Source organism: Petrotoga sp. 9T1HF07.CasAA.8.2 (genome assembly GCF_002895585.1).
In the GTDB taxonomy this organism is placed as follows: domain Bacteria; phylum Thermotogota; class Thermotogae; order Petrotogales; family Petrotogaceae; genus Petrotoga; species Petrotoga mobilis.
Genome location: NZ_AZRI01000041.1, coordinates 36341 through 57912 on the forward strand (window position 1 = coordinate 36341; position 21572 = coordinate 57912).

A 21572-nucleotide genomic window follows, 5' to 3' on the forward strand; every position below is an offset into this window, starting at 1 on the left:
AACGAACTGACTTTGATTTTAATTTTACCACATTTTTTTGAATTTCCCCAATGTTTAATCTTTTATTATTGAAAAAAGGGGATAAATTAATATCCCCTTTAAAATTTCTATATTTTTGTTCTAAGAGGTTTATCTTTAGTCATTTCTTCTAAAGCCAACAACCTATCCCATTTAGCATCTACATAATTTTGTAGTTCTTCCAGTATTTCGTTTGCATCTGGTCTTTTCATAAGTTTACTGTATCTTCCCAATTTAGTTATGTAATCTTTTACTGGTTTGAATGTTTTTGGCTTCTTAGTAACCCTATAAACACCCATATTGTATTCCCATAATGGCCAATACTTTGTTTCGACAGCTAATTTAGTTACTTCTGGACCTGAATCGTCAGGAATTCTCCAAAATCTTACACATGGTGCCAGCATAGCAATGAAAGAAGGTCCTTTGAACTCTAATGCTGTTTGCATCTTTCTCATAAAATCCCAAGGTTCAGCCGTTACTGCGGTTGCGGCATAAACACCTTCATGACCGGCTACTATATCAACTATACTTTTTTTCAATTGTAACTTCCCTGATATAGATTTACCTACTGGAGCAGTGGTTGAATCGGCACCCACAGGAGTGGACCCAGATCTTTGGTTACCTGTGTTCATGTAACCTTCGTTATCATACAAAATGTAAACAAAATCGTGTCCTCTTTCTATAGCTCCAGATAAAGATTGTAAACCTATATCGTAAGTGCCGCCATCACCAGCAAATGCGATAAATTTTATCTTATCGTTGTTAATTTTCCCTCTGTTTAATAGAGATCTGTAAGCGGCTTCTGCCCCAGAGATTGTTGCAGCAACATTTTCAAAGGCATTGTGTATATAAGGTACATTCCAAGAAGTAAATGGGTATATTGTGGAAGAAACTTCCAAACAACCTGTGGCAGCTGCCACTACAGGTTCATAACCCAAACTTTTTGCGGCCAAAGTAGCCCAATTTGCAACCATCGGAGCATTACACCCTGGGCATAATCTATGTCCTTGTGTAAAAGACCAATCATGTGTTTCAACGTATCCTACTATATCTCTAATATTAGGCACAATTATTCACCTCCGGTTATTCTCTTAATCCCAAGTATCTTTGTTCATCAGCTATTAGATTACCCTGAAGGGCATCTTCAAATGCTTCTCTTATCATTTCAGGGGTTGTGTCTCTTCCTCCTAAACCATAAATATAAGAACCTAAAGAAGGTCGAGAAGCAACTTCGTACAAAGAAGATTTTACTAAAGAATATAGGGGAGCTTCTTTCCCAAAAGACATTGCTCTGTCTAAAACAACTACTCCCTTTCTTCCATTTAAAGCTTGCTGAAACTCCTTCTTAGGGAAAGGAGTAAAGACTTGAGGCTTCACCAATCCAACCTTATGTCCTTCTTCTCTAAGCTGGTCTACAACATACTTTGCTGTAGATGCAGTAGAATTCATAACAACCATTATATAATCAGCATCATCCACTTTGTACAAATCCAGAAAATCGTATCTTCTTCCAGATATCTTTTCAAATTCCTCAAATACTCTGGGAAGCTCTTTGTAAGCATTTGTCATAGCTTCTTCTTGCTGACGATGATGTTCGAAGTAATAATCAAAAAGGTCCAATGGACCAAAGGAAACAGGATTTTTAGTATCTAAAAGAGAGTATTTAGGGTTCCAACTTCCAACAAACTCCCTTACCACTTCATCATCTAACATCTCGAAGCTTTCCACTCCATGAGAGGTAATGAAACCATCTAAATTCACCATTGCAGGCAACAATACATTCTCTTTTTCCGCCAATTTAGTTGCCATTATTGTAAAATCATAGGCTTCTTGATGGTTTTCAGTGAAGAATTGAATCCATCCAGAATCTCTTGCCATCATTGCATCGGAATGATCACAGTGAATATTAATGGGCCCTGATAATGCCCTATTGACTACAGGCATTATTATAGGGAGCCTGTAAGAAGCAGCTATATAAACTATTTCTAGCATCAATGCCAACCCATTTGCAGCAGTGGCTGTCATAGTTCTAGCCCCAGAGGCCGCCGAACCTATTACCGCACTCATCGCGGAGTGTTCTGACTCCACAGGAACCAATATGGTATCTACAATACCATCGGATACAAATCCTGCATAATATTCAACAATTGGTGTTTGTGGTGTTATTGGGTAAGCTGCTACTACATCTGGATTGATTTGTCTCATAGCATGTGCAACAGCAGCAGCTCCAGTAACCGTTAGTTTTACGGGCATATATTTTAACCTCCTTCACATTTTCTCTAAATAAATTCTGATTCAGGTTTCATTTCTATGGCGTTAACTGGGCAGACAGCTGCACAAACACCGCAGCCCTTACAATAATCTAGATTCACTTCTCCCAATTTCATTTTTTTACCGTCAAGCCCACCACTTATAGCCATATCTGGACAATAAAGCCAACATTGCATACAGTTAGTACACTTTTCTCTATCTATTATTGGTCTTTGAATCCTCCATTCACCGGTTTTGTATTCCCTTGCGGTGGCAGGTTTATCAATTACGCCACCAATGGGGATTTCTTTCCATCCTTTCAACTCACTCACTGAGTTTCACCTCCTGGTAACCTCTCTCAAGTGCTCTAATATTAGCTCTCACTACTTCATCGGAGAACTTTTTGGAGAAAGCAGCCTTGATTTTTTCTTTAACGGCATCTAAAGGTACTACATCAGTGGCTCTTATCAAAGCTCCTATCATAACTGTATTAGGTATACCTCTTTTTATTTCTTCCAATGCTATCTCCGTAGCAGGTATTACACCAATTCTTCCTTTATACCCTGATAATTTTCTTACTTCTTCAATGCTTCTAGATGTGTTGACCAACAACAATTTATCCTCAGCTAATCCAGATGTTACTTCCGAATTTTTTAAAAGTGTGTCATCTATGACAACCACCACATCGGGGGTCTCTATGTTACTTTTAAGTCTTATAGGGACATCCGCAACCCTGTTAAAAGCTTTCATCGGAGCACCGGATCTTTCCGCTCCATATTCTGGAAATGAACTGGAATACTTTCCAGCTTCTTCTGCAGCTTCCGTTAAAAATTGAGAAGCACTTTTTGCTCCTTGCCCTGCTCTTGCATGCCATCTTATCTCAAAATATTTTTCTGGCAACGTTTTTATCCTCCCTTCATGTAATAATTTTCAATAAATTAGTTTGTTCTATAATCACTCGAAAATATTGTGTAATCAATATTTCTAAAGATATCATCTATCCATTCATAAAATGAGAGCCTTTCTTCATTAACTTGTTGCTTTTCTAACATTTTGTCAAGATCCAAAAATCTGTTAATATGACATTTAACTCGATTCTTTGCATATTCTATAGTGGTTCCTGTGGTCATTATAAAAGGCCAATCACTAGCTTGTGCAAGGAGAACCTCTCTCATCATCTGATTTAAAGCCCTTTTTTGTAAATTTGAAGGGTTCTTAAAAGTATTGGCTTTTTCTATCATTCTTTCAGTTATTTCGTGAATATGCTTATAAACCCAATCATTTTTCTCATTGAGCCATACATCATGGTATCCACCGGCACCCCAAGAGGATTCTGCGGGATAAGTGATTTGAACTTTTTTAACTGTTTGTAAAATCTCAGTAGGTACAGAAAAATCTAAATATTCGTTTTCAGATGATTGCCTAAAAAGCTCTTCCAAAAATTTCGGACCTTCATACCACCAATGACCAAAAAGTTCAGCATCAAAAGGAGCCACAATTATTGGTTCTTCTTCGTCTAAACATGCTAATAATTTCTTGATTTGCAAAGTTTTTTTATCTAAAAAATCTCTGGCATGCTCTTTTACGATGTTACTGGCTTCTCTAACATCATATATTTCTTTTTTATCCAAGGATAATGATTTATCGGTAATACGATAATACTTTATTCCCGTATTACACCTTGTTCCGCTTGGATCTATGTATGGCTTAATGTAGTCATCTTCTCTGTCATAACCAATATCTCTGTAAAATTCACGATATCTTGAATCGCCTGGATAACCAACTTCAGAACTCCATATCTGCTCGCTTGATTCAGGATCTCTGGCAAACACAAAAACTTTATTCGGGGTGATTATGGGTCTATACACACCATACCTTGGCTGACTGTCTGCATAAGTAAAACCATGTGTACCCACAAAAAAGTATCGTATACCTTCGTCTGATAAATATTTGTCAAGACTTTTAAAATAAGCACATTCCGCCAACCATATACCCATAGGATGCTCACCAAAGTTTTTTTTGAAGGTTAACACGGCTGATTTTATTTGAGCTCTAATAGCCTCTGGATAATCCCGATAAAAAGGTAGATACCCATGAGTGCCATTAGATGTTATCACTTCAATGTAACCTTTATCTTTAAATTCCTTGAAAGCTTTTAATATATTTTGATTATATTCTTCACAAAAAATATCTAAATCTTCTATCAATTCTCGCCTATAATGTTGGGCGAGTTGGTGTATCCTAGGGTCTTCATCTTTTGTCCTAATTATTTCTTTTTCGGTTAATTCTATCAAATTTAATAAATACTTGTGATATTTTTCTCTTAAATCCTTTAAATTAAACATCTCCATCAACGTTGGAGAAAGGCTTATTGTAAGCTTAAATGGAATTTTATCTTTTTCTAAAGATTTAAAAACTTTTATTAAAGGAATATATGTCTCAGTTAATGCCTCAAAAAACCATCTTTCTTCCATAAAATTTTCAAAGTCCGGATGATGAATATAAGGCAGATGAGCATGTAATAAGAACAAAATTTTCCCTTTTCTACTCTTCATAACTTCAATCACTTCCAAAATTGGTATCGTTGAATTTTCTTTTGTTTGTAAACATTGTTTCACTACTGCCCTGATGTTTTTCTACCTTCCAAAGTCCAGGTTCTTTTTTTTTATCTTCTTTGATAATTTTTCCATCTTCTATCAAAAACCATTCTTCTTTATCTGAACTTTTAATGGATGAAGAAGGTGTTTTAATTTCATTTGATTCTATTAAAGGAGTAAATTCGCCATTTTCATTTTTTACCCCAAGGAAAGCAACATAGGCGGAATTATCTTGTGGGAGATGAAAATAAGTATTGCTGTTTTGGTCTAATTTTAAATCTGTTTCAATAACTTTTTTTTCTACTTCTTGATCCTCTTTTGATTTTTTTATGACCCTGATTGTAATATTAGAGTTTTTTGATAATTTTTTTAGTTTTTTTCTGCTTTTTTCAGAAATGTTCCAGTAAACATATACCCAGTTGGGATTGACCGGCATTATTTTTAGTTTTTCCCTTTCGTACTTTTGAGGAAGCTCTTTTGATTCATTTGATTTTGGAAGTTTTTGTGGATTCTTTGGTAATTTTGTATAATCTGAAATCTCTTCAACTTTGTTATCTGAAGATTGCTCTAACCTTTTAATCTCTTTTCTAACCACTTTTAAAATCTCTTTTTTATTCATATTTCGTTTTAGTTTAACTCCTAAATTTTTTGCAATATTTCTCAATTCCTGTATTGTAGGTTCATCTGCCCTAAATGTATCTAACAATTTTTTATCCAATTTCTTTACTTTCATAAAACACCTCCCATCCTAATTGCTGCAACGTTTAAGAACGTCCCATTCCCCTTGATATAATTTTATCATAAAAAAATTGAATAGTAGAGATTTGATTTTTAGAAGAATTAAAAAGAAATTAAATATTGACAAAATAGATTCCTTGTGATATTATATATTTTGAAAAGTAAGGCAGCGGAGCGTAGCGCAGTTGGGAGCGCGCCGGTCTTGGGCACCGGAGGTCGCTGGTTCAAGCCCAGTCGCTCCGACCATTAATGTATTAATGCGGCCGTAGCTCAATTGGTAGAGTATTGGCCTTCCAAGCCAAGGGTTGCGGGTTCGACTCCCGTCGGCCGCTCCAGCGCCTGTAGCTCAACGGATAGAGCATTGGATTTCTAATCCAAGGGTTGAGGGTTCGATTCCCCCCAGGCGCACCAAATTTTTGGTGGCTGTAGTTCAGTGGAAGAACGCCTGACTGTGACTCAGGATGTCGTGGGTTCAAATCCCACCAGCCACCCCAGCCATAAGAATCCTATTCAGGATTCTTTTTTATTTTCTCCATTGTACACATAAACCTCGGTCCCTAAAGATGCCAAAAAGTCTATAACTTCCACATCAAAGTTGAACATCCTTATACATCCATGAGATATCCTTTTACCTATTTCCCATGGCTTTGTTGTGCCATGAATCCCATATTGAGGATTTGAAAGTTGTAACCATCTTGTTCCCATTCCATTCATTAAAGATCCAGGAGGTATATATTCATCGTACCAATACAACGCAGGATCTTTCTCTTTGTATGAAATTCGATAGTAACCCGGTGGTGTGTAATCACTCATACCAACCGCAACTATATAAGTTTTTAACAACTGATCATGAAAATATAAGTACATCTTATTTTGTGAAAGGTTTATTTCTAAGCGTAAAGGACTTTCTTCGTATTTTACTTTTCCTATTTTTAAAGCTTGCCCTGGATATATCAAAGAAGGATCTTTTAGATCGTTCATATTAACTAAATCTCCAGGAAGAACTTTGTATTTTTCAGCGATTTTGTACAAACTCTCACCTTTTTGTACGATATGGTAACCATATACTTCATATCTTTGCTTTGGTTTTAAAACGTTCTCAGTGGCAACAACATTCGCCACTTTCAAAAAGGTAACTTTTCGCTCAAAATGTATTCCATATCTATTTCTAAAAGTAAAAACAGAATCATGAAACCCCTCTTCAAAGTTACCCAGCAACCTTAAGAACTCATTCGGATCTTCAAAAACGGTATTTTCTACCTGTACTTTCACTAATTCCAAATTTTCTTCTGGATAATAATCCAAATAATATTGATACCCATTTTCCACAACAGAGGTAGTTATTTCAACTTCTATATTTGGAGCAAATAAGGCTTTTTCCAAAAAATTTGCAAAAAACTGTGACACATAACGCCCTTCTTTATCTGTAGAAGTTACTAAGAATGAATAATAATTGCCTTTAAAAGCATTTAAATTAACATAAAAGAAGAATTCACGGTCTTCTTTTTCATACAAAGTTAATTTCTTTCTATCTCCCCCATCATATATGTATACATTTGGTTTTTGCGTGATATTTATATAACTTTCTAAATTAATTTTCACAGTATTTTGAGTTTGATCATATTCAGCAGGATACAAATGAAAATAATCTTCAGAAAAAAGTACTGAAAATAAAGTCACAAATATTATTAGCGATAATCCTTTTGTGATTTTTCTCAAGTCGAAGCTCCTCCTTACTAGTAAAAATGGTCACCTCGTTTTCCTCTTTTTCAAACCCTATATCTTTTCTTGAAACGTCGTTCAAAATTATCATGTCCATCTTTTTTTCTTTTAATTTCTTTATGGCATTCTCTTTTAAGTTCTCTGTTTCTGCAGCAAATCCAACAAGTATTTGACCAACTCTTTTTTTCCTTCCTAATTCTTTTATTATATCAGGGTTTTTCTCAATCTCTAGATTAACTATTGTATCTTTTTTTAACTTTTGTTCAGAATAATTTTTTATTCTTAAATCACTTACTGCAGCTGTCATAACTATTATATCATTATCTTCAAAATCCTCTAATACCTTTTCTCTTAATTCTTCCGCACTTTCTATTCTTATGATTTTTTTTACAATAGATGGTGGTCTCAAGTTTGTGGGCCCCGATATTAACGTAACCTCAGCTCCTCTGTTTGCAAATTCTCTTGCCAATTCGTAACCCATTCTTCCGCTGGACCTGTTTGACAAAAACCTTACAGGATCAATATTTTCGACCGTGGGACCGGCTGTTACTAAAACTTTCTTATTCATGAAATCCTTTTTGGAAAGTAGGTATTCACTGTATTCTAATATTTCACTATTATCCGGATACCTTCCTTTACCAAATTCTCCGTCTGCTAAGTGACCTTCTTCTGGTTCTATTATAGACCAACCATTTTGTTTCAATATTTCTAAATTCTTTTTATTAACGGGATTTTCATACATCCTAACGTTCATTGCAGGGACAATTAGTTTAGGAGCTTTCGAATAAGCTAAAGCGGTACAAGAAAGTAGATCATCGGCAATTCCATGTGATATTTTGGCTATTATATTTGCGGTCGCAGGGGCGACGATAAACAGTTCTGCCCATCTAGAAAGCTCTGTATGGGGTATCCAACCGCTTTTAACATCGAAAGTTTCATAGTAAACCTCACAGTTACCTACTGCAGAAAAAATCTGGTCGGATATCCACCTTTGGGCATTTTTTGTCATGATAACTTTTGGATTACATTCAATCTGTCTCATCTTAGAAATTAGATCTACCGCTTTATAGATGGCGATTCCACTTGTTACACCGAGTAAAATATTTTTTCCTTTTAAGTAAGGATACACAGAGAATTCACCTTCTTGGATTAATATCCAAAGTATTTGAGAATTCCAAAGCTCTTTTTAACCTTTTAATGCTCTCATTTTTTCCTAAAATAATTATAGATTCGTACAAACCAGGAGTTACTAATCTTCCTAAAAGAGAGCCTCTTATTGTCTGAAAAACATTTTTTCTACTAGTTATATTTAGATCCGCTATTTCTTTTAAAGTATTTTCTACATTTGCAAGGTTGTACTCATCAATTTCTGAGAGTTTTCTTATCGTTGCCTCGATGACTTGCTTAAACCAAGGTTTTTTCATGTATTTTTCGATAAATTCCTCTTCGTATTCGAATTCTTCAACAAAGAAATTTTTGGAAAATTCATAAAGTTGTTTTAATGTTTGAACTTTAGCTCTGGAAGCTTCTATAATTTTTTTCACAAAAGAATCTTCATTGTCTATCTTGACGGTTGTATATTTAGCCCATTCAGTAAAACTTTTGTGTACTTCTTCAATTGGATCGTTTCTCAAATGTACTTCATTTGTCCATAGAAGTTTGGTGTAATCAAAAATGGAAGGATTTCTTGAAACTTTTTTCAGATCAAATTCCTGATATTTTTCCGTATAATCAAATATCTGTTCGTTGGCATTCCAACCTAACAAACTCAAGTAATTCAATATAGCTTTAGGAAGATACCCTTCTTCTCTAAAATAAGTTATAGAAACCTCTCCGTGCCTTTTAGACAAAGGAGACTTGTCTTCACCCAAAATCAAAGGCAAATGGGCAAATTTTGGAAGTTCAAAAGATAAAGCATTATATATTAAAATTTGTTTGGGTGTATTAGAGATGTGGTCTTCTCCCCTTATAACATGACTTATTTTCATCAGATAATCATCTATCACAACTGTGAAATTGTAAACAGGAATTCCGTTTGATCTTAGAATAACAAAATCATTTATATTGGATGTATCAAATTGTATGGTTCCTCTAACATCGTCCAAAAAAGATATTTTTTGATCATTATTAACCTTAAACTTTACAACCACAGAATAATCATTGTTTTTTTTATATTTGTCTAGAAGATTATTACCTTCAAAAATTATTTCATCGTTTTTAGTAACTGAAAAATAAGCCTTTTCTTCATTTAAAAGTTGATCTATATAATGTTTGTATATGTCTAGTCTTTCACTTTGTCTGTATGGCCCATATTCACCAGGTTTATCTACACCTTCATCGTAATCTAAGCCTACCCATTTCATTTCTTCTAAAATGGCATCCTCGTACTCTTTTTTGGAACGTTCCATATCGGTATCTTCAATTCTTAGAATAAACTTCCCATTATTTTTCTTGGCAAAGTACCAATTAAACAAGGCTGTTCTTAAACCCCCAACGTGTAGATGACCCGTGGGACTTGGAGCAAATCTTACTCTTATCATTAGTTGTTCACCTCTTCAATACCTTTCAAAATTCTTTCAAGTTCATCAATAGAAGATACTTGTTTTACCTCTACTAATTTTCTATTATCAAGAAACTTACCTTCTATCAAAACTTCAGTTATCCTATCTGTCCATCCGCCTGAATTTTTCATTAACAATATCGGTTTTTTGTACGAATAAGCCCCCAAAATTTCTATAGCCGTGCCGATTTCCCCTCCTATACTTACGACCACATCGACATTTTTTAACAAAACAAAAGAACGCATATTAAGATCAAGCCCTGTTTTTATAGGAAAGTCCAAATAACCGTTCCCTTCTTGTTCCCACGGTAAAAAACCAATAACATGCCCACCATTATTTTTTACGGCCTTTGAAACTAGTTGCATTATTCCATCACGTCCGCCGTTCACTAGAATCCAATTATTCTCTGCTATAATTCTACCGACATCATAACAAAGTGAAGCTAACGATTTAATTGGATCTTTAAAGATATTTCCAGAATACCCGATAACCCCTACATTCAAACCGATCACCAACCCAAATAACTTTCTTTGACCTTTGCGTTATTCAAAACATCTTTTGGAACACCACTAGCTATAACTTCACCTTTGTGTAAAACATAAAGTTCATCAACTACCTGAGCAATTTCATCGACACTGTGATCCGTAACAATTATTGAAATCCCACTTTTTGCAAGTTTTCTAATTATTTGTTGTATATCCTTAACTGTTATGGGATCTATACCAACAAAAGGCTCGTCCAAAAGGATTACTTTTGGATTCGTTATCAACGTTCTAGCAAACTCTAATTTTCTTTTTTCTCCACCGGATAAAGAATAAGACTTTTGGTGAATTAAAGTATCTAATCCAAAATCTTCCATTATACTCTTAATTTTTTGATTCGCATCTTCAATTTTAAGAAGATCGGCGATCATTTCAAGATTATCTCTTACAGATAAGTTCCTAAAAACAGACGGTTCTTGAGGTAGATAAGCCAATCCATTCAACGCTCTTTTGTGTATAGGAAGATGGGTTATATTTCTACCATCGAGGAAAACATCCCCAGAATTGGGAACAACTAACCCTAAAATTATCTTAAAAAGAGTTGTTTTCCCTGCACCATTTGGCCCAAGTAATCCTGTAATTAAACCGGCTTTTGATTGAAATTGAACATTATTCAATACCATCTTTTTTCCATATGTTTTGCTAATGTTTCTACAATCAATAATAACCCTTTCCATATTATTTATTTTTAATTCTCATTCAAATATTGAATAATTTTTTCCGTTAAATCTAATTCTGGATTGTAATAAACTACACCAATTTCATTTAAAATTAAATCGTACCCATTTTCTTTTGCATACTGAGCTATCTTCACTGTTACTTCCGAAGTGATATTTGCCATTTTCTGTTGATACTCATTTTGCAATTCCTGTTGATATTGATTTACACGAGTTTGTAATTGTTGAAGATTTTGTTGCAGGACTTCCTCAGTTGCCCCCGAACTCTGTAAATCCTTGAACTGTTGTTCCATTTCATTGATTTTTCCTTGATAATATTGTAGATCAATTTGATACATTGATTCCAAATCCTTCCATTTGTAATAACTTTCTACTGTCTTTTCAAAATTCACATAACCAATTTTGAGAGTTGAATCCGTTTGAGAAAATGAAATAACAGCAAACAGTATGCTAAATACCATCACAGTAAAAACTTTTCTTGTTGTATTACTCACAACATACACCTCCATAAAATTTTGAATTATAATTACATATTAAAAATTCTTTGTTTCTTCGCTTCAAAAAGTATAATTCCTGCACTAACCGATACATTTAAAGACTCAACGTTGTTAAACATCGGAATGCTTACTAATTCATCACAATGGTTTTTAACGTTTTTTCGAATGCCGTTTCCTTCATTTCCAAAAACCAAGCATATTTTTCCTTGCCAATCGATTTCATAATAAGGTTTACCCTCAACATCTGCTCCATAAACCCAAACATTTTCCTTCTTTAATGTCTCTATTGTATTTGAAAGATTGGTTACTTTAATTATCGGTATCTTAAATATTTGACCAGAAGATACTTTTATAACAACAGGGGTGACTTCAACAGCATTATCTTTTGGTATTATAATGGCGTCAACCCCCGCGGCCACCGAAGTCCTTACAATAGCTCCAAAATTATGCGGATCTTGAATCTGATCCAAGATTACTAAAAACAGTTTTTCCTTTCCTTCTATAATATCCAAATTTTCATATTTAAAATCGTTCCCCATATCAATTACGATTCCCTGATGTTTGTTTGTTAAAGCCATCTTTTCCAAAACTTCATTGGGGGAAAAACTGTAGGAATATCCTAAATTTGCAACATCTTCGACGATTTCTTTTAAAGATCCTCTTTCTGTTTTAGAACTACTGAAAAAAATATGCTTTACAGGGTAACGAGCTTCAATAATCTCTTTTAATATGTTTTTTCCGTATATATACAATTATCGATCACTCCCAATAATTCCTCGATTCTTGAGTAACTTTTAGTCAAAAAAAGATATCCAATGACCGCTTCAAATCCTGTAGATTTCCTATAATCATTATCGTTGCCTCTTTTCTTGGCACCGTTGGAATTTTCCGCACGCTTGTAATACTGCATTTCTATTGGAGTTAAATGATCTAACACAATATCAACAAACTTCGAATGAGCTTTTGCACTTAAAAAATCTTTTGTTTTTTCATAAAGGTCTCTTGTCTTTATCCTTCCATCCTTTAGCAATTTCACCTTGTAAATCAAACCTATAACAGCATCTCCAATATAGGAAAAGTTCTCGATAGGTATTTCACGCAGATCCGCAAGTTGGAGATTTATTATTTCCTCAAATTCTTTCATACACTTACTATCTCCCTTTTATATAGTTCCAAAATCATATCTACACACTTTTCGATGGAATAATTATCTTTCACAAAAATTTCAGCTTTCTTTTTTATTCCTTCGTATGACGATAAATCTCTTAATAGTTTAAGTATCTCATGAGAAAAATCATCTTCATTTAAATCTTTGATCATAATTCCACCTGCACCTTCTTGAGAAAGTATATCATAAACACCTAATTTACCCAAAGCCACTACCGGCGTACCAGCAGCCATAGATTCAAGAATAACTAATCCCTGTGTTTCCGTGTAAGAAGCAAAAATAAATAAATAAGCTTGTTTGTAGGCATCTATAACCTTTTCTCTTGGTTGTGGACCTGTAAAAATAACATTTTCAGTGATATTTAAGTCCATAGCTAACTTTTCCAACTCTTCTTTTTCAGGCCCTCCACCAACAATAACGAATTTTACCTTTGGTTCATCCAAAAGCACTTTCTTAAACACCTTCAAAAGAAAACTTATGTTCTTTTCCTTTCCCAACCTACCTACAAATAAAAGAATTCTGTCATCTTCTTTTATTTGTGGATATTCTTTTTTCAAATCCCAGTTAATAGGTTTATCAAAAGAAGCTAGGTCTATCCCAGTTGGGATAGTTACTATATGTTCGGAAGGTACACCATATTCAACAAGCGTCTCTTTTATATTCTCAGTAGGAGCGATTATTTTATCTGTTTTTAAACACCAATTTTTTATAAGTCTTTGAACAAATTCAGGTTGGGGTCTAACTATCAATGGTAGATAGTGCAAATAATAATCATACATGGTATGGTGTGTTGCTACGTATTTTAACTTCAACATGCGTGAAACAACCCTTGCAAGAATTCCCATAGAAAAAGGATCATGAGAATGTATTATATCCAAGTTTAACTCTTTAATTTTAAAAATTTCTGGAGAAAATGGTAGTGCAATCCTCTGCTCTTTCTCAAAGAGGAATTTAACAGCCGGAAATTCAAAAATTTTATCATCGTTCCTTTTGTAGTCAAATTTATATTTTGGAACAAATAGATATACATTGTGTCCCCTTTTTTCCATTTCATCCTTATAGAGTTTTATAGCTGTGGCAACTCCATTTTTTTGCGGTAAATAAGTATCGGAAAACATTCCTATATTCAATTGCATTTCCCCCTTATAAAATTCCTATACGTATTTATTATAACAAAAATTCGCTATTTTTTGAGGTTGAGTTTTTAAAGATGATATAATAATATATGAACTGTTATACTTTGAAGAGGTGTTTTTTATGAGAATAAAAGTACTTAATCCTGAAGTGGTAATGAAAATAGCAGCTGGAGAAGTTGTATCCGGCCCAAGCTCAGTAGTAAAAGAATTGGTAGAAAATTCTTTAGATGCCCAAGCAGATAGTATAACTGTTGAAATACTTGATGGCGGCAAATCGTTAATAAAAGTCGATGATAACGGAATTGGGATGGAAGAAGAAGAATTAGAATTATCTATACTTCCTCATACCACAAGCAAAATTTTCTCTATTGAGGATCTTTATCAACTAAAAACATTTGGTTTTAGAGGTGAGGCCCTATCTTCAATTTCAAGGGTTTCTAGAATGAAAATGACCTCCAAACCACCTGAAAAAGAAGTTGGAACAATGTTAGAAATATTAGGTGGAAAAATAATAGAAAAAAAGAGGGTTAATTCATCAAATGGAACGAAAATAGAAATTATGGATCTTTTTTTTAACATTCCTGCACGTAGAAAATTTCTTAAAAGTGATTCTGCTGAAGGAAGATACGTTACAGAGATTATAGAAAAGTTTGCTTTCACCAACAACATTAACTTAACATACATAAGAGAAAACAAAGAAATCTACAAATTTTCTTCGGATATGGATCTAATTACAAAATGTTTAAAAATATATCCCGAGTTAAAAAGAGATGATCTCATAGAAATTGAACACAACGACTCATTATGCAAAATATCTGGAGTTATTTCACAACCCAAAGTTGGAAGAAATAACAGAACTGCCCAACATTTTTTTGTAAACAACAGATACATCAAGGCTGCCTCACTCTACTCCGTTTTAGAAACAGGTTACGGTGAAATGCTTGAAAAATCAGTTCATCCTTATGGAATAATATTCATAGAAATACCACCGGATATGGTTGATGTAAACGTTCATCCTCAAAAATTGGAAGTAAAATTCACTGACGAACAGATGATAGCTTCTTTACTTAAAAAAGTTGTAAGAGAGACCCTGAAGAAAAACATTCACTTTACGGTGGAATTTATAGGTAGTAACGATACAATTGATTCAAATAAAAAAACTTCTTCGTTTTCTGTTCAAAATTTATACAACAAGAACGAAAATTCTCAAAAAGTTGATTTTTCACAAAACAATACAAATAAAGATTATTTTGAAATTACAGACAAATTTTTTAATAACTCTGAAATAGAAGATCTTCAAGAAGAACATAATCATTTTGATAATAATTATAAACTTTATGAACCTTCAAAAACCTTTGATTTTAAAGGGTTTGAATATCAAAAGAGTCAGCCGTTTACTCCTGTTGAAAAAATTAATTCTTTAGAAAAGTTAAGAATTTTGGGCATAGTTGCTGAAAGATATCTCGTAGTTGAAGATGAAGACAAATTACTTTTAGTAGATTTTCATGCCGCACATGAACGTTATATATACGAAATTTTAAAGGAAAATCTATACGAAAAAGGTGGACTTACTTCCGACCTTCTACTTACCCCTGTTAAAATAACTCTAGATGAAGTAAGAAAAGGAATAATTTTAGAAAACAAAGATCACTTAGAAAAATTGGGTATAAAACTAGAAGAAGATGAAAAAGAAATTATTGTGAAAGGGCTCCCTTCACTTGTGAAAATTGATGATACCGAAAAATTGATATTCGAGATAGCCGATGATCTAAGAATATCAAATTTTGATCAGCAAACAAGCATACTTGATAAGAACTTAGCTACTATGGCATGTAGAGCGGCTGTAAAAACTAAAGATAATCCTACCGGTATGGAAACACTTTTAAACAACATTTTTGAGAAAAAATTACTAACCTGTCCACATGGTAGACCGATAATGATCCAAATCACCTTTAAAACCTTAGATAAATACTTTGGAAGAATCTAAAAGGGGTGTAGATTTTACTTACACCCCTTTTTGTATGATTACGTAATTAGATTACTCTTCTGAAACATTCTTTCCATTTATCTGGACGACTCATAAAGAAAGCACAACTTATTTCATGAGACTACTAGGTAATTATATTATGAAGTTAGGAGTTATAAAAATACTTCAATATCCTCTACTCTAACAGGTTCGTACGGGCTTACTTCCACGGTTCCTTCGTGGGATAATTCCTTAAGCTTATTATGCAATTCCTCACCCCAATCGGTACCCACTATTTTCCAATTTTCTTCATATTCTGGGGTAAGCATACCATTTTTTACTTCTATTATATACTTTTCTATGAGTTTTCTTAGATCTCCTCCGCTTATAGCTGAAAAGTCAGGATGATCTTCTGTTCTACCAAGAAGCTTTGGCAGTTGTTCTCCTTTTTCAAATATTGGACCATATGTCAAAAGTTGGGTATTTGCTCTATAATTGTTGACTGCCAACGTCAATACATCATTATCTTGAATAGGTGTACCATCTATTTTTCTTAAATTTACTATCCTCTGACCAACGGGTTTTGAAACATCGATCTCGTAATAAACCCCTTTAAACATATCATAATTATAACCCGGAATTTTTTGGTTGAAAGAAATAGTTAAATCTCCAGGTTGGTATTGATTGTAATAAGAAGCCGACCATTCCATATATTTCTTCAACTGCTTCCCCGTTATTTCTAGTACATACAAAGTATTGTCGTATCTATAAATTAAAGAAATATCCGATCTTTTTATAGGGCCTTCTTTTATATTTGCATCCGATCTAAAAGCTGCAGAAGCTGATACATCTATCTTTTCACCTATTAGTTGTTCTCCATAATACATTTGAACGGAATTTATCAAATCTATCATAGCGGTGGGCTGTATGTATACTTGTGGGATACCTTTTATTTCATCTGGAGGAACTAAAGATCCACCTTTTAATTCTCCTATTACCTCGTTAGCATAGTCTAAAGCCTTATAGTGAAAAGGTTGAAGCTTTTTCTCCAATTCACTGTCTGGTGGTACTGTTCCAGTAGCAGTTTTTACATCGTAATTGGCGGAACTTTTATCAACTATTACGTACTTATCCCCTTCCTTCTGTAGTTCCAATACCACTTGTGATAACGTCTGCCCCCATTTTCCGGGTTCCACAATTAAAGTTCCTTTGAGCTTCACTTCTTGCGTAATGTCATTTTTTTGATCATCGATAATCTTACCATTAACAGCTTTATACAACTTTCCATTATAATAGTAAGTTTCAGCAATTTTTTCATGGAAATGACCCGCAATAACAACATCTAAATCAGGTGTCTTTTCTAGAATATCTATGATTCCAGAACCATAGGTCCCATATTCTTCTTCGATTCCCATATGAAAAGCTCCCACAATCACGTCAACTTGTCCTTTTAGTTGTGCAACTGCTACTCTTACCTCATCCACAGGATCAACAACAATGTAATCCTGCAAATTTGCAGCGTCCCATTTTACTATGTTAGGAGTAACCATACCTATTATTCCAACTTTTACTCCATTCCCTGTGGTAACTATTTTATAAGGGGCAGCTAACCTTGTTCCATCGGGATTATAAACATTGCCACACAAAACACTGTTAGGATTATCATCCACTGGCATGAATTGTCTCATAATCTTTTTAAGTGTTGGGACCCCATAGTTAAACTCATGATTACCTAAAATCCATGCATCATAACCCATTTCATTCATAGCAAAAATCATGGGATGTATGGCATCTTCTAAAAAAATGTTTGAAAGGTTTTCTTGGATTGTATCTCCATTGTCAATCAATATAGTTCCGTCAGGATTTTCACTTCTCAACTCATTTATGATCGAATAGACTTGTGCAATACTTCCACTATAATTAGGTTGGTTTAAGGCATAATCATAAGGTAAAAAGCGTCCGTGCAAATCTGAAGTTGCTAAAATTTGGACTTCTATCGTCTCAGCAAAAAACAACGAGAACACACTCAAAAACAAAACAAACGATAAAATGCCTCTTTTTAACATAAAATCACCCCTTTGCTTTAAGTTTTTCGTCAAAAAAGAAGTTAAAAAAAAAGAAATACCAAACAAGAAGTAAAAGTGTTACTTAACATGAATCTAAAAGGGGTGTAGATTTTACTTACACCCCTTTTAGATTGTTTACTTAACTTGATCTAATTCTATCAATCTCTCTTGGGAAGTATAATCTTCTATAGTTCCCAAATGAGCAATATATTCACGTAAAGAATCCGCATCTCTAAAGTATGTATCGTAACCAGGTTTACCTGCAAGCATTGTGTATCCGTCTCCACCTGCAGCTACATAGTTGTTGGTAACAACTTTATAAGTTTTGTTCAAATCAATGGGTTTACCGTTTATTTTTACGTTTGTAGCTTTTCCACCTTTTATTTCTGCAGTTAACCCCGCAACATGTAACTTAGCTCCCTGACCATCAGGAATTGTAGCAGCATAATTTAAAACATCCATTATGTCTTTCCCAGTCAACTCTAAAACGTACAATGTGTTTCCAAAAGGCAAAACAGTCAAAATGTCTCTGTAGGTTATCTCTCCTGCTTCAATAGAGGCTCTTATCCCGCCACCGTTCATTAAAGCAACATCTGCACCTGTTTTCCAAATCATACCATCCGCTATAAGGTTGCTTAGATTCGTTTCGTCACTTCTAACGTGGGCTCGTTCCCCATCGAGATATACTTTTGTCACTCCAACAACCTCATTCAAAGCCTCCGATCCAAGTTGATAAAAAGCATCTGTAAACATTTTTATGAAAGGATCTTCAGGGATATCAGATGTTAGTGGAATTACTTCTCCTCTCCAATCTACTATCCTACCATCATCGATCCATAAATCTATCCTTCCTATATTCTCTGCGTTTTCTCCAGTTTGAGCTACTATAACATTATTGATTACCACAGGTGTTTCTAACAATGTGTGAGAATGTCCGTCTATTATAATATCTACTCCAGATACATTTTCAGCCAGCTCATCTGAGGTAGTGAACTCAACAGACAAGTTAGGCCTTCCTCCATCTGCATGATAGCCTAAGTGTCCGAGGACGATAACTACATCGGCTTTTTCTTGAACAATTGGGAGATATTTCTTCAAAGTCTCTTCTGCATCTACAATCGTATTCTCACCCAAATAAATTGGCTCTAAAACTTTTGTTTGTTCAGTAACAAGACCTATAATTCCAACTGAGAAATCACCATAGTCTTTTATAACGTATGGTTCAAAAACTGGTCCACCACGTTTCTCGTTGACAAAATTTGCCCCTAAAAAAGGAAACTGTGCTACTTCATACTGTTTCTCAAGCACTTCAAAAGGTTTGTCAAATTCATGATTGCCCAAAGTCATAGCATCCAAACCCATGTAATGCAACGCCAAGAAGTCAGGAACTGCATCCAATTGGTCGGATTCTGGAATCCCTGTGTTTACATCGCCGGCATGTAGAAAAAGAACTTCTCCACCTTCCTTAGCTACTTCTTCTCTTGCTTGATTTATCAGAGTAGCTGCTCTGGCAAATCCTCCACCATCTTCTGTTCCCCACACATGTCCGTGAGTATCGTTCATGTGGAAAATCACTAAGTGATTAGGCTCTGCAAAAACCGATAAAACCAAAACGATAAAAACTAAAATACCTAAGAATCTTTTCATCTTGTTCCCCTCCTTTTGAGTTGGTTTCAATCACACATCAACTACCACTCATAACCCAGCTTCGCTTAAATATTAAATCTTCTTTGTTCACATCAAGATCCTTCGCAATTTTTGAACACTTAACAATAAAAGAATAATAGATTGATTTTTTTGGATTTTCGTCAACCAAACTTTCAAAGTTAGATTGTCCTTTAGCTATTACAATATCTGCCTCATTGTAGATATTTTTGAAAGATGGACTAACGAAGCTTAAATCGGTTCCTAAATATTTGGACCCGCTTTCAACAGGAATAGAAACTTCTTTTAAAAAAATTTGATCGGCATCTTTTTTAGTCGCACATTTGTAAACCGGACGAGATTTCAAAGCAGAGTGAACGATCAAGTTGGGGTATAATTCTTTTAATACTTTTATAAACAATTTATCAAAAACTATTTCACCAGCATAATTATGAATAAAAAGCAGGAGCCGGGCATTTTCTAGCTCTTTTTTAAATTTTTCTAAATCGTTTATTGCTTCTCCCTTTGTGTTAAAAAAATTTTGGATTTCTATCTCTAACTCACCAAAGGAATTTCCCGAATTGTGGCAAAAAAGCTCCCCCATCAGTGATAATTTGAAAGCAGTATAAAGAGGATCTTTGCTAGACAAACAAAAATCTAATAGATCATCGTAAACTTCTAAAAATAGTTGGTTTAGGTCAGCTTTTTCTGTATGAAAGTAATCATTTTCACCAAAAGCATCATAAAAAGAATCATAAAATGTTTTTACTAAATAATAAGGTGTGTGGGTTGAAGTCGTATCCCCGAATGTTTTTAGAATTACCTCTTTGTAATTATCAAAAATGTTCTGAGAAGAATCTGAAGAGTTAGTATTAACTTTAGACATTAACTCAGAAGAGTGGTTTAGAAGACAATTAATACATTCATAATCTATATTCATTTTTGTTCACCCCACGAACTTATAAAATCCCTACAAAACTACTTTTAATTTTATCACTGTTTAATTAATTTAGTATTAGCTTTATTTAGTATTTTGTTAAGAAAAATATCCCAAAAAATTGTTACTTCTATTTCTTGACATTAAAACATTAAATCATTATAATATATTCGATAGTTTTAAAACCAATTATTCAGCTTCTATTGGTTGAGTTTGCCTTTAAAGATGAACTAAATAAGGAGCAACCTTATTTTCAATAAAACAATTTAATTTAAAAGGATTTGGAGGTGTAGAGATGAAAAGAACATATCAACCATCTAGGATAAAGAGAAAAAGAACTCATGGCTTTTTAGCTAGAAAAAGAACATCAACTGGAAGAAATGTTTTAAGAAGAAGAAGAGCAAAAGGCAGAGAACGTTTAACAGTATAATGGAAGGGCAAACTTTCAAGAAAAAAGAACGCTTACGATTAAAAAGGAATTTCAAAAATGTTTTTGAAAAGGGCGGGCGTTTAATCGATAATAATTTTGTTATAATATATGTTCGGAATACTATGGATTATAACAGGATCGCCGTAATTGTGAACAGAAAATTTGGCAACGCAGTTGTTAGAAATTTAATTAAAAGATACATCAGAGAAATATATAGAACAAACAAAACTTTTTTTCCTTTAGGATATGATTTCGTATTCATTCCAAGAAAAGAGTTATCGAAAAATTTTAAAGGAATAGATTATTCTCAAATTAAAAATCAAATTTTAAAATTGGTGAGGAAGTTAGAAGCATGAAAAAGTTTGTTCTCAAGTCTATTGATTTTTATAGAAAACATATATCGCCTGCAACTCCTCCCAAATGCATTTACCTACCGACCTGCTCATCTTACACCTATGAAGCGGTGGAAAAGTTCGGGGTATTTAAAGGTTTGTACTTGGGATTTAGACGTTTTATCAGATGCAATCCATTACACAAAGGGGGCTATGATCCTGTCCCCGAAAAGTTTTCTTTTTTTGTTCATAAGCAAGGAAAAAATAAACAACACAGAAGGAGTGTATGAC

At 34.0% G+C, this 21572-nt stretch carries 22 protein-coding genes and 4 tRNA genes; 8 read left to right on the forward strand and 18 right to left on the reverse strand.

Annotated elements, in window-relative coordinates; translation table 11 throughout:
* Positions 1–107 precede the first annotated feature (107 nt).
* Genes X925_RS08800 through X925_RS08825 form a run of 6 tightly spaced genes read right to left on the reverse strand, consistent with a single transcriptional unit; the run spans position 108 to position 5598 of the window.
* Positions 108–1088, reverse strand: coding sequence for a thiamine pyrophosphate-dependent enzyme (locus X925_RS08800; protein WP_049755229.1), 981 nt, complete (start codon positions 1086–1088; stop codon positions 108–110).
* 13 nt (positions 1089–1101) lie between these two features.
* Positions 1102–2271 (reverse strand): pyruvate ferredoxin oxidoreductase, encoded by a 1170-nt coding sequence (gene porA / locus X925_RS08805; protein WP_121959722.1) that lies wholly within the window; start codon positions 2269–2271, stop codon positions 1102–1104.
* A 26-nt stretch (positions 2272–2297) separates the two neighbouring features.
* Positions 2298–2600 carry a 4Fe-4S binding protein gene (locus X925_RS08810; RefSeq protein WP_012208424.1) on the reverse strand — a complete coding sequence of 101 codons (303 nt, stop codon included), beginning with the start codon at positions 2598–2600 and terminating at the stop codon, positions 2298–2300.
* Positions 2593–3168: a 2-oxoacid:acceptor oxidoreductase family protein gene (locus tag X925_RS08815; RefSeq protein WP_012208425.1), complete on the reverse strand. Its 576-nt coding sequence runs from the start codon at positions 3166–3168 to the stop codon at positions 2593–2595. Before X925_RS08815 ends, X925_RS08810 begins: the two co-directional genes overlap by 8 nt.
* Positions 3169–3206: 38 nt before the next feature.
* Complete coding sequence (locus X925_RS08820) at positions 3207–4823, reverse strand: glycoside hydrolase family 57 protein (RefSeq protein ID WP_121959772.1); 1617 nt, start codon at positions 4821–4823, stop codon at positions 3207–3209.
* A gap of 4 nt (positions 4824–4827) precedes the next feature.
* Positions 4828–5598: a DUF4912 domain-containing protein gene (locus tag X925_RS08825; protein ID WP_121959723.1), complete on the reverse strand. Its 771-nt coding sequence runs from the start codon at positions 5596–5598 to the stop codon at positions 4828–4830.
* Positions 5599–5773: 175 nt separating this feature from the next.
* On the opposite strand from X925_RS08825, the gene X925_RS08830 reads away from it, so the two are divergent.
* The 4 genes from X925_RS08830 (at position 5774) to X925_RS08845 (ending at position 6097) form a co-directional block, all read left to right on the forward strand.
* Positions 5774–5849 (forward strand) — tRNA-Pro (locus X925_RS08830).
* 13 nt (positions 5850–5862) lie between these two features.
* A tRNA-Gly gene (locus X925_RS08835) sits at positions 5863–5938 on the forward strand.
* A tRNA-Arg gene (locus tag X925_RS08840) sits at positions 5939–6014 on the forward strand.
* A gap of 8 nt (positions 6015–6022) precedes the next feature.
* Positions 6023–6097: transfer RNA gene (locus tag X925_RS08845), tRNA-His, on the forward strand.
* Positions 6098–6113: 16 nt separating this feature from the next.
* On the opposite strand, the gene X925_RS08850 is transcribed toward X925_RS08845, so the two are convergent.
* The 9 genes from X925_RS08850 to X925_RS08890 are packed head-to-tail and all read right to left on the reverse strand — an operon-like array spanning position 6114 to position 13900.
* Positions 6114–7322 carry a L,D-transpeptidase family protein gene (locus X925_RS08850; RefSeq protein WP_049755234.1) on the reverse strand — a complete coding sequence of 403 codons (1209 nt, stop codon included), beginning with the start codon at positions 7320–7322 and terminating at the stop codon, positions 6114–6116.
* The gene (gene coaBC, locus X925_RS08855) at positions 7255–8454 is read right to left on the reverse strand and encodes a bifunctional phosphopantothenoylcysteine decarboxylase/phosphopantothenate--cysteine ligase CoaBC (protein WP_012208429.1); all 1200 of its coding nucleotides are present in this window, start codon (positions 8452–8454) and stop codon (positions 7255–7257) included. Before coaBC ends, X925_RS08850 begins: the two co-directional genes overlap by 68 nt.
* A 7-nt stretch (positions 8455–8461) precedes the next feature.
* Positions 8462–9865: a glutamate--tRNA ligase gene (gene gltX / locus X925_RS08860; protein ID WP_012208430.1), complete on the reverse strand. Its 1404-nt coding sequence runs from the start codon at positions 9863–9865 to the stop codon at positions 8462–8464.
* Complete coding sequence (locus tag X925_RS08865; protein ID WP_012208431.1) at positions 9865–10389, reverse strand: TIGR00725 family protein; 525 nt, start codon at positions 10387–10389, stop codon at positions 9865–9867. Before X925_RS08865 ends, gltX begins: the two co-directional genes overlap by 1 nt.
* Before the next feature lie 5 nt (positions 10390–10394).
* The gene (gene lptB / locus X925_RS08870) at positions 10395–11105 is read right to left on the reverse strand and encodes an LPS export ABC transporter ATP-binding protein (RefSeq protein WP_103065083.1); all 711 of its coding nucleotides are present in this window, start codon (positions 11103–11105) and stop codon (positions 10395–10397) included.
* Between the two features lie 11 nt (positions 11106–11116).
* Positions 11117–11599, reverse strand: a complete 483-nt coding sequence (locus tag X925_RS08875) for an OmpH family outer membrane protein (RefSeq protein WP_012208433.1) — start codon at positions 11597–11599, stop codon at positions 11117–11119.
* A 32-nt stretch (positions 11600–11631) separates the two neighbouring features.
* A complete protein-coding gene (gene rlmB, locus X925_RS08880) occupies positions 11632–12354 on the reverse strand; it encodes a 23S rRNA (guanosine(2251)-2'-O)-methyltransferase RlmB (protein WP_103065081.1) in 723 nt (240 codons plus the stop codon).
* Positions 12327–12746: a Mini-ribonuclease 3 gene (locus tag X925_RS08885; protein ID WP_103065080.1), complete on the reverse strand. Its 420-nt coding sequence runs from the start codon at positions 12744–12746 to the stop codon at positions 12327–12329. Before X925_RS08885 ends, rlmB begins: the two co-directional genes overlap by 28 nt.
* Positions 12743–13900, reverse strand: coding sequence for a glycosyltransferase family 4 protein (locus X925_RS08890; RefSeq protein ID WP_103065079.1), 1158 nt, complete (start codon positions 13898–13900; stop codon positions 12743–12745). Before X925_RS08890 ends, X925_RS08885 begins: the two co-directional genes overlap by 4 nt.
* 127 nt (positions 13901–14027) lie before the next feature.
* On the opposite strand from X925_RS08890, the gene mutL reads away from it, so the two are divergent.
* Positions 14028–15893 carry a DNA mismatch repair endonuclease MutL gene (mutL, locus tag X925_RS08895; protein ID WP_121959724.1) on the forward strand — a complete coding sequence of 622 codons (1866 nt, stop codon included), beginning with the start codon at positions 14028–14030 and terminating at the stop codon, positions 15891–15893.
* Between the two features lie 152 nt (positions 15894–16045).
* Here the strand turns inward: mutL and X925_RS08900 are convergent, their stop codons facing one another.
* From X925_RS08900 to X925_RS08910, 3 genes are all read right to left on the reverse strand, one after another.
* Positions 16046–17938 (reverse strand): 5'-nucleotidase C-terminal domain-containing protein, encoded by a 1893-nt coding sequence (locus tag X925_RS08900; RefSeq protein WP_121514697.1) that lies wholly within the window; start codon positions 17936–17938, stop codon positions 16046–16048.
* Between the two features lie 135 nt (positions 17939–18073).
* The gene (locus X925_RS08905) at positions 18074–19585 is read right to left on the reverse strand and encodes a bifunctional UDP-sugar hydrolase/5'-nucleotidase (RefSeq protein ID WP_121514698.1); all 1512 of its coding nucleotides are present in this window, start codon (positions 19583–19585) and stop codon (positions 18074–18076) included.
* Between the two features lie 37 nt (positions 19586–19622).
* Positions 19623–20522, reverse strand: a complete 900-nt coding sequence (locus X925_RS08910; RefSeq protein WP_121959725.1) for a DUF89 domain-containing protein — start codon at positions 20520–20522, stop codon at positions 19623–19625.
* Between the two features lie 292 nt (positions 20523–20814).
* On the opposite strand from X925_RS08910, the gene rpmH reads away from it, so the two are divergent.
* Genes rpmH through yidD form a run of 3 tightly spaced genes read left to right on the forward strand, consistent with a single transcriptional unit; the run spans position 20815 to position 21571 of the window.
* A complete protein-coding gene (gene rpmH / locus X925_RS08915; protein WP_012208441.1) occupies positions 20815–20949 on the forward strand; it encodes a 50S ribosomal protein L34 in 135 nt (44 codons plus the stop codon).
* The gene (gene rnpA, locus X925_RS08920; protein ID WP_121959726.1) at positions 20949–21305 is read left to right on the forward strand and encodes a ribonuclease P protein component; all 357 of its coding nucleotides are present in this window, start codon (positions 20949–20951) and stop codon (positions 21303–21305) included. The genes rpmH and rnpA overlap by 1 nt, the downstream gene beginning before the upstream one ends.
* Positions 21302–21571: a membrane protein insertion efficiency factor YidD gene (yidD, locus tag X925_RS08925; protein ID WP_121959727.1), complete on the forward strand. Its 270-nt coding sequence runs from the start codon at positions 21302–21304 to the stop codon at positions 21569–21571. Before rnpA ends, yidD begins: the two co-directional genes overlap by 4 nt.
* Position 21572: the final 1 nt, after the last annotated feature.

Excerpts from the sequence above, each read along its gene's own strand:
- porA (WP_121959722.1), bottom strand. The coding sequence starts at position 2,271 with ATGCCCGTAAAACTAACGGTTACTGGAGCTGCTGCTGTTGCACATGCT.
- X925_RS08820 (WP_121959772.1), bottom strand. The coding sequence starts at position 4,823 with ATGAAGAGTAGAAAAGGGAAAATTTTGTTCTTATTACATGCTCATCTG.
- X925_RS08825 (WP_121959723.1), bottom strand. The coding sequence starts at position 5,598 with ATGAAAGTAAAGAAATTGGATAAAAAATTGTTAGATACATTTAGGGCA.
- gltX (WP_012208430.1), bottom strand. The coding sequence starts at position 9,865 with ATGATAAGAGTAAGATTTGCTCCAAGTCCCACGGGTCATCTACACGTT.
- lptB (WP_103065083.1), bottom strand. The coding sequence starts at position 11,105 with ATGGAAAGGGTTATTATTGATTGTAGAAACATTAGCAAAACATATGGA.
- X925_RS08885 (WP_103065080.1), bottom strand. The coding sequence starts at position 12,746 with ATGAAAGAATTTGAGGAAATAATAAATCTCCAACTTGCGGATCTGCGT.
- mutL (WP_121959724.1), top strand. The coding sequence starts at position 14,028 with ATGAGAATAAAAGTACTTAATCCTGAAGTGGTAATGAAAATAGCAGCT.
- X925_RS08900 (WP_121514697.1), bottom strand. The coding sequence starts at position 17,938 with ATGTTAAAAAGAGGCATTTTATCGTTTGTTTTGTTTTTGAGTGTGTTC.
- X925_RS08905 (WP_121514698.1), bottom strand. The coding sequence starts at position 19,585 with ATGAAAAGATTCTTAGGTATTTTAGTTTTTATCGTTTTGGTTTTATCG.
- X925_RS08910 (WP_121959725.1), bottom strand. The coding sequence starts at position 20,522 with ATGAATATAGATTATGAATGTATTAATTGTCTTCTAAACCACTCTTCT.
- rpmH (WP_012208441.1), top strand. The coding sequence starts at position 20,815 with ATGAAAAGAACATATCAACCATCTAGGATAAAGAGAAAAAGAACTCAT.
- rnpA (WP_121959726.1), top strand. The coding sequence starts at position 20,949 with ATGGAAGGGCAAACTTTCAAGAAAAAAGAACGCTTACGATTAAAAAGG.
- yidD (WP_121959727.1), top strand. The coding sequence starts at position 21,302 with ATGAAAAAGTTTGTTCTCAAGTCTATTGATTTTTATAGAAAACATATA.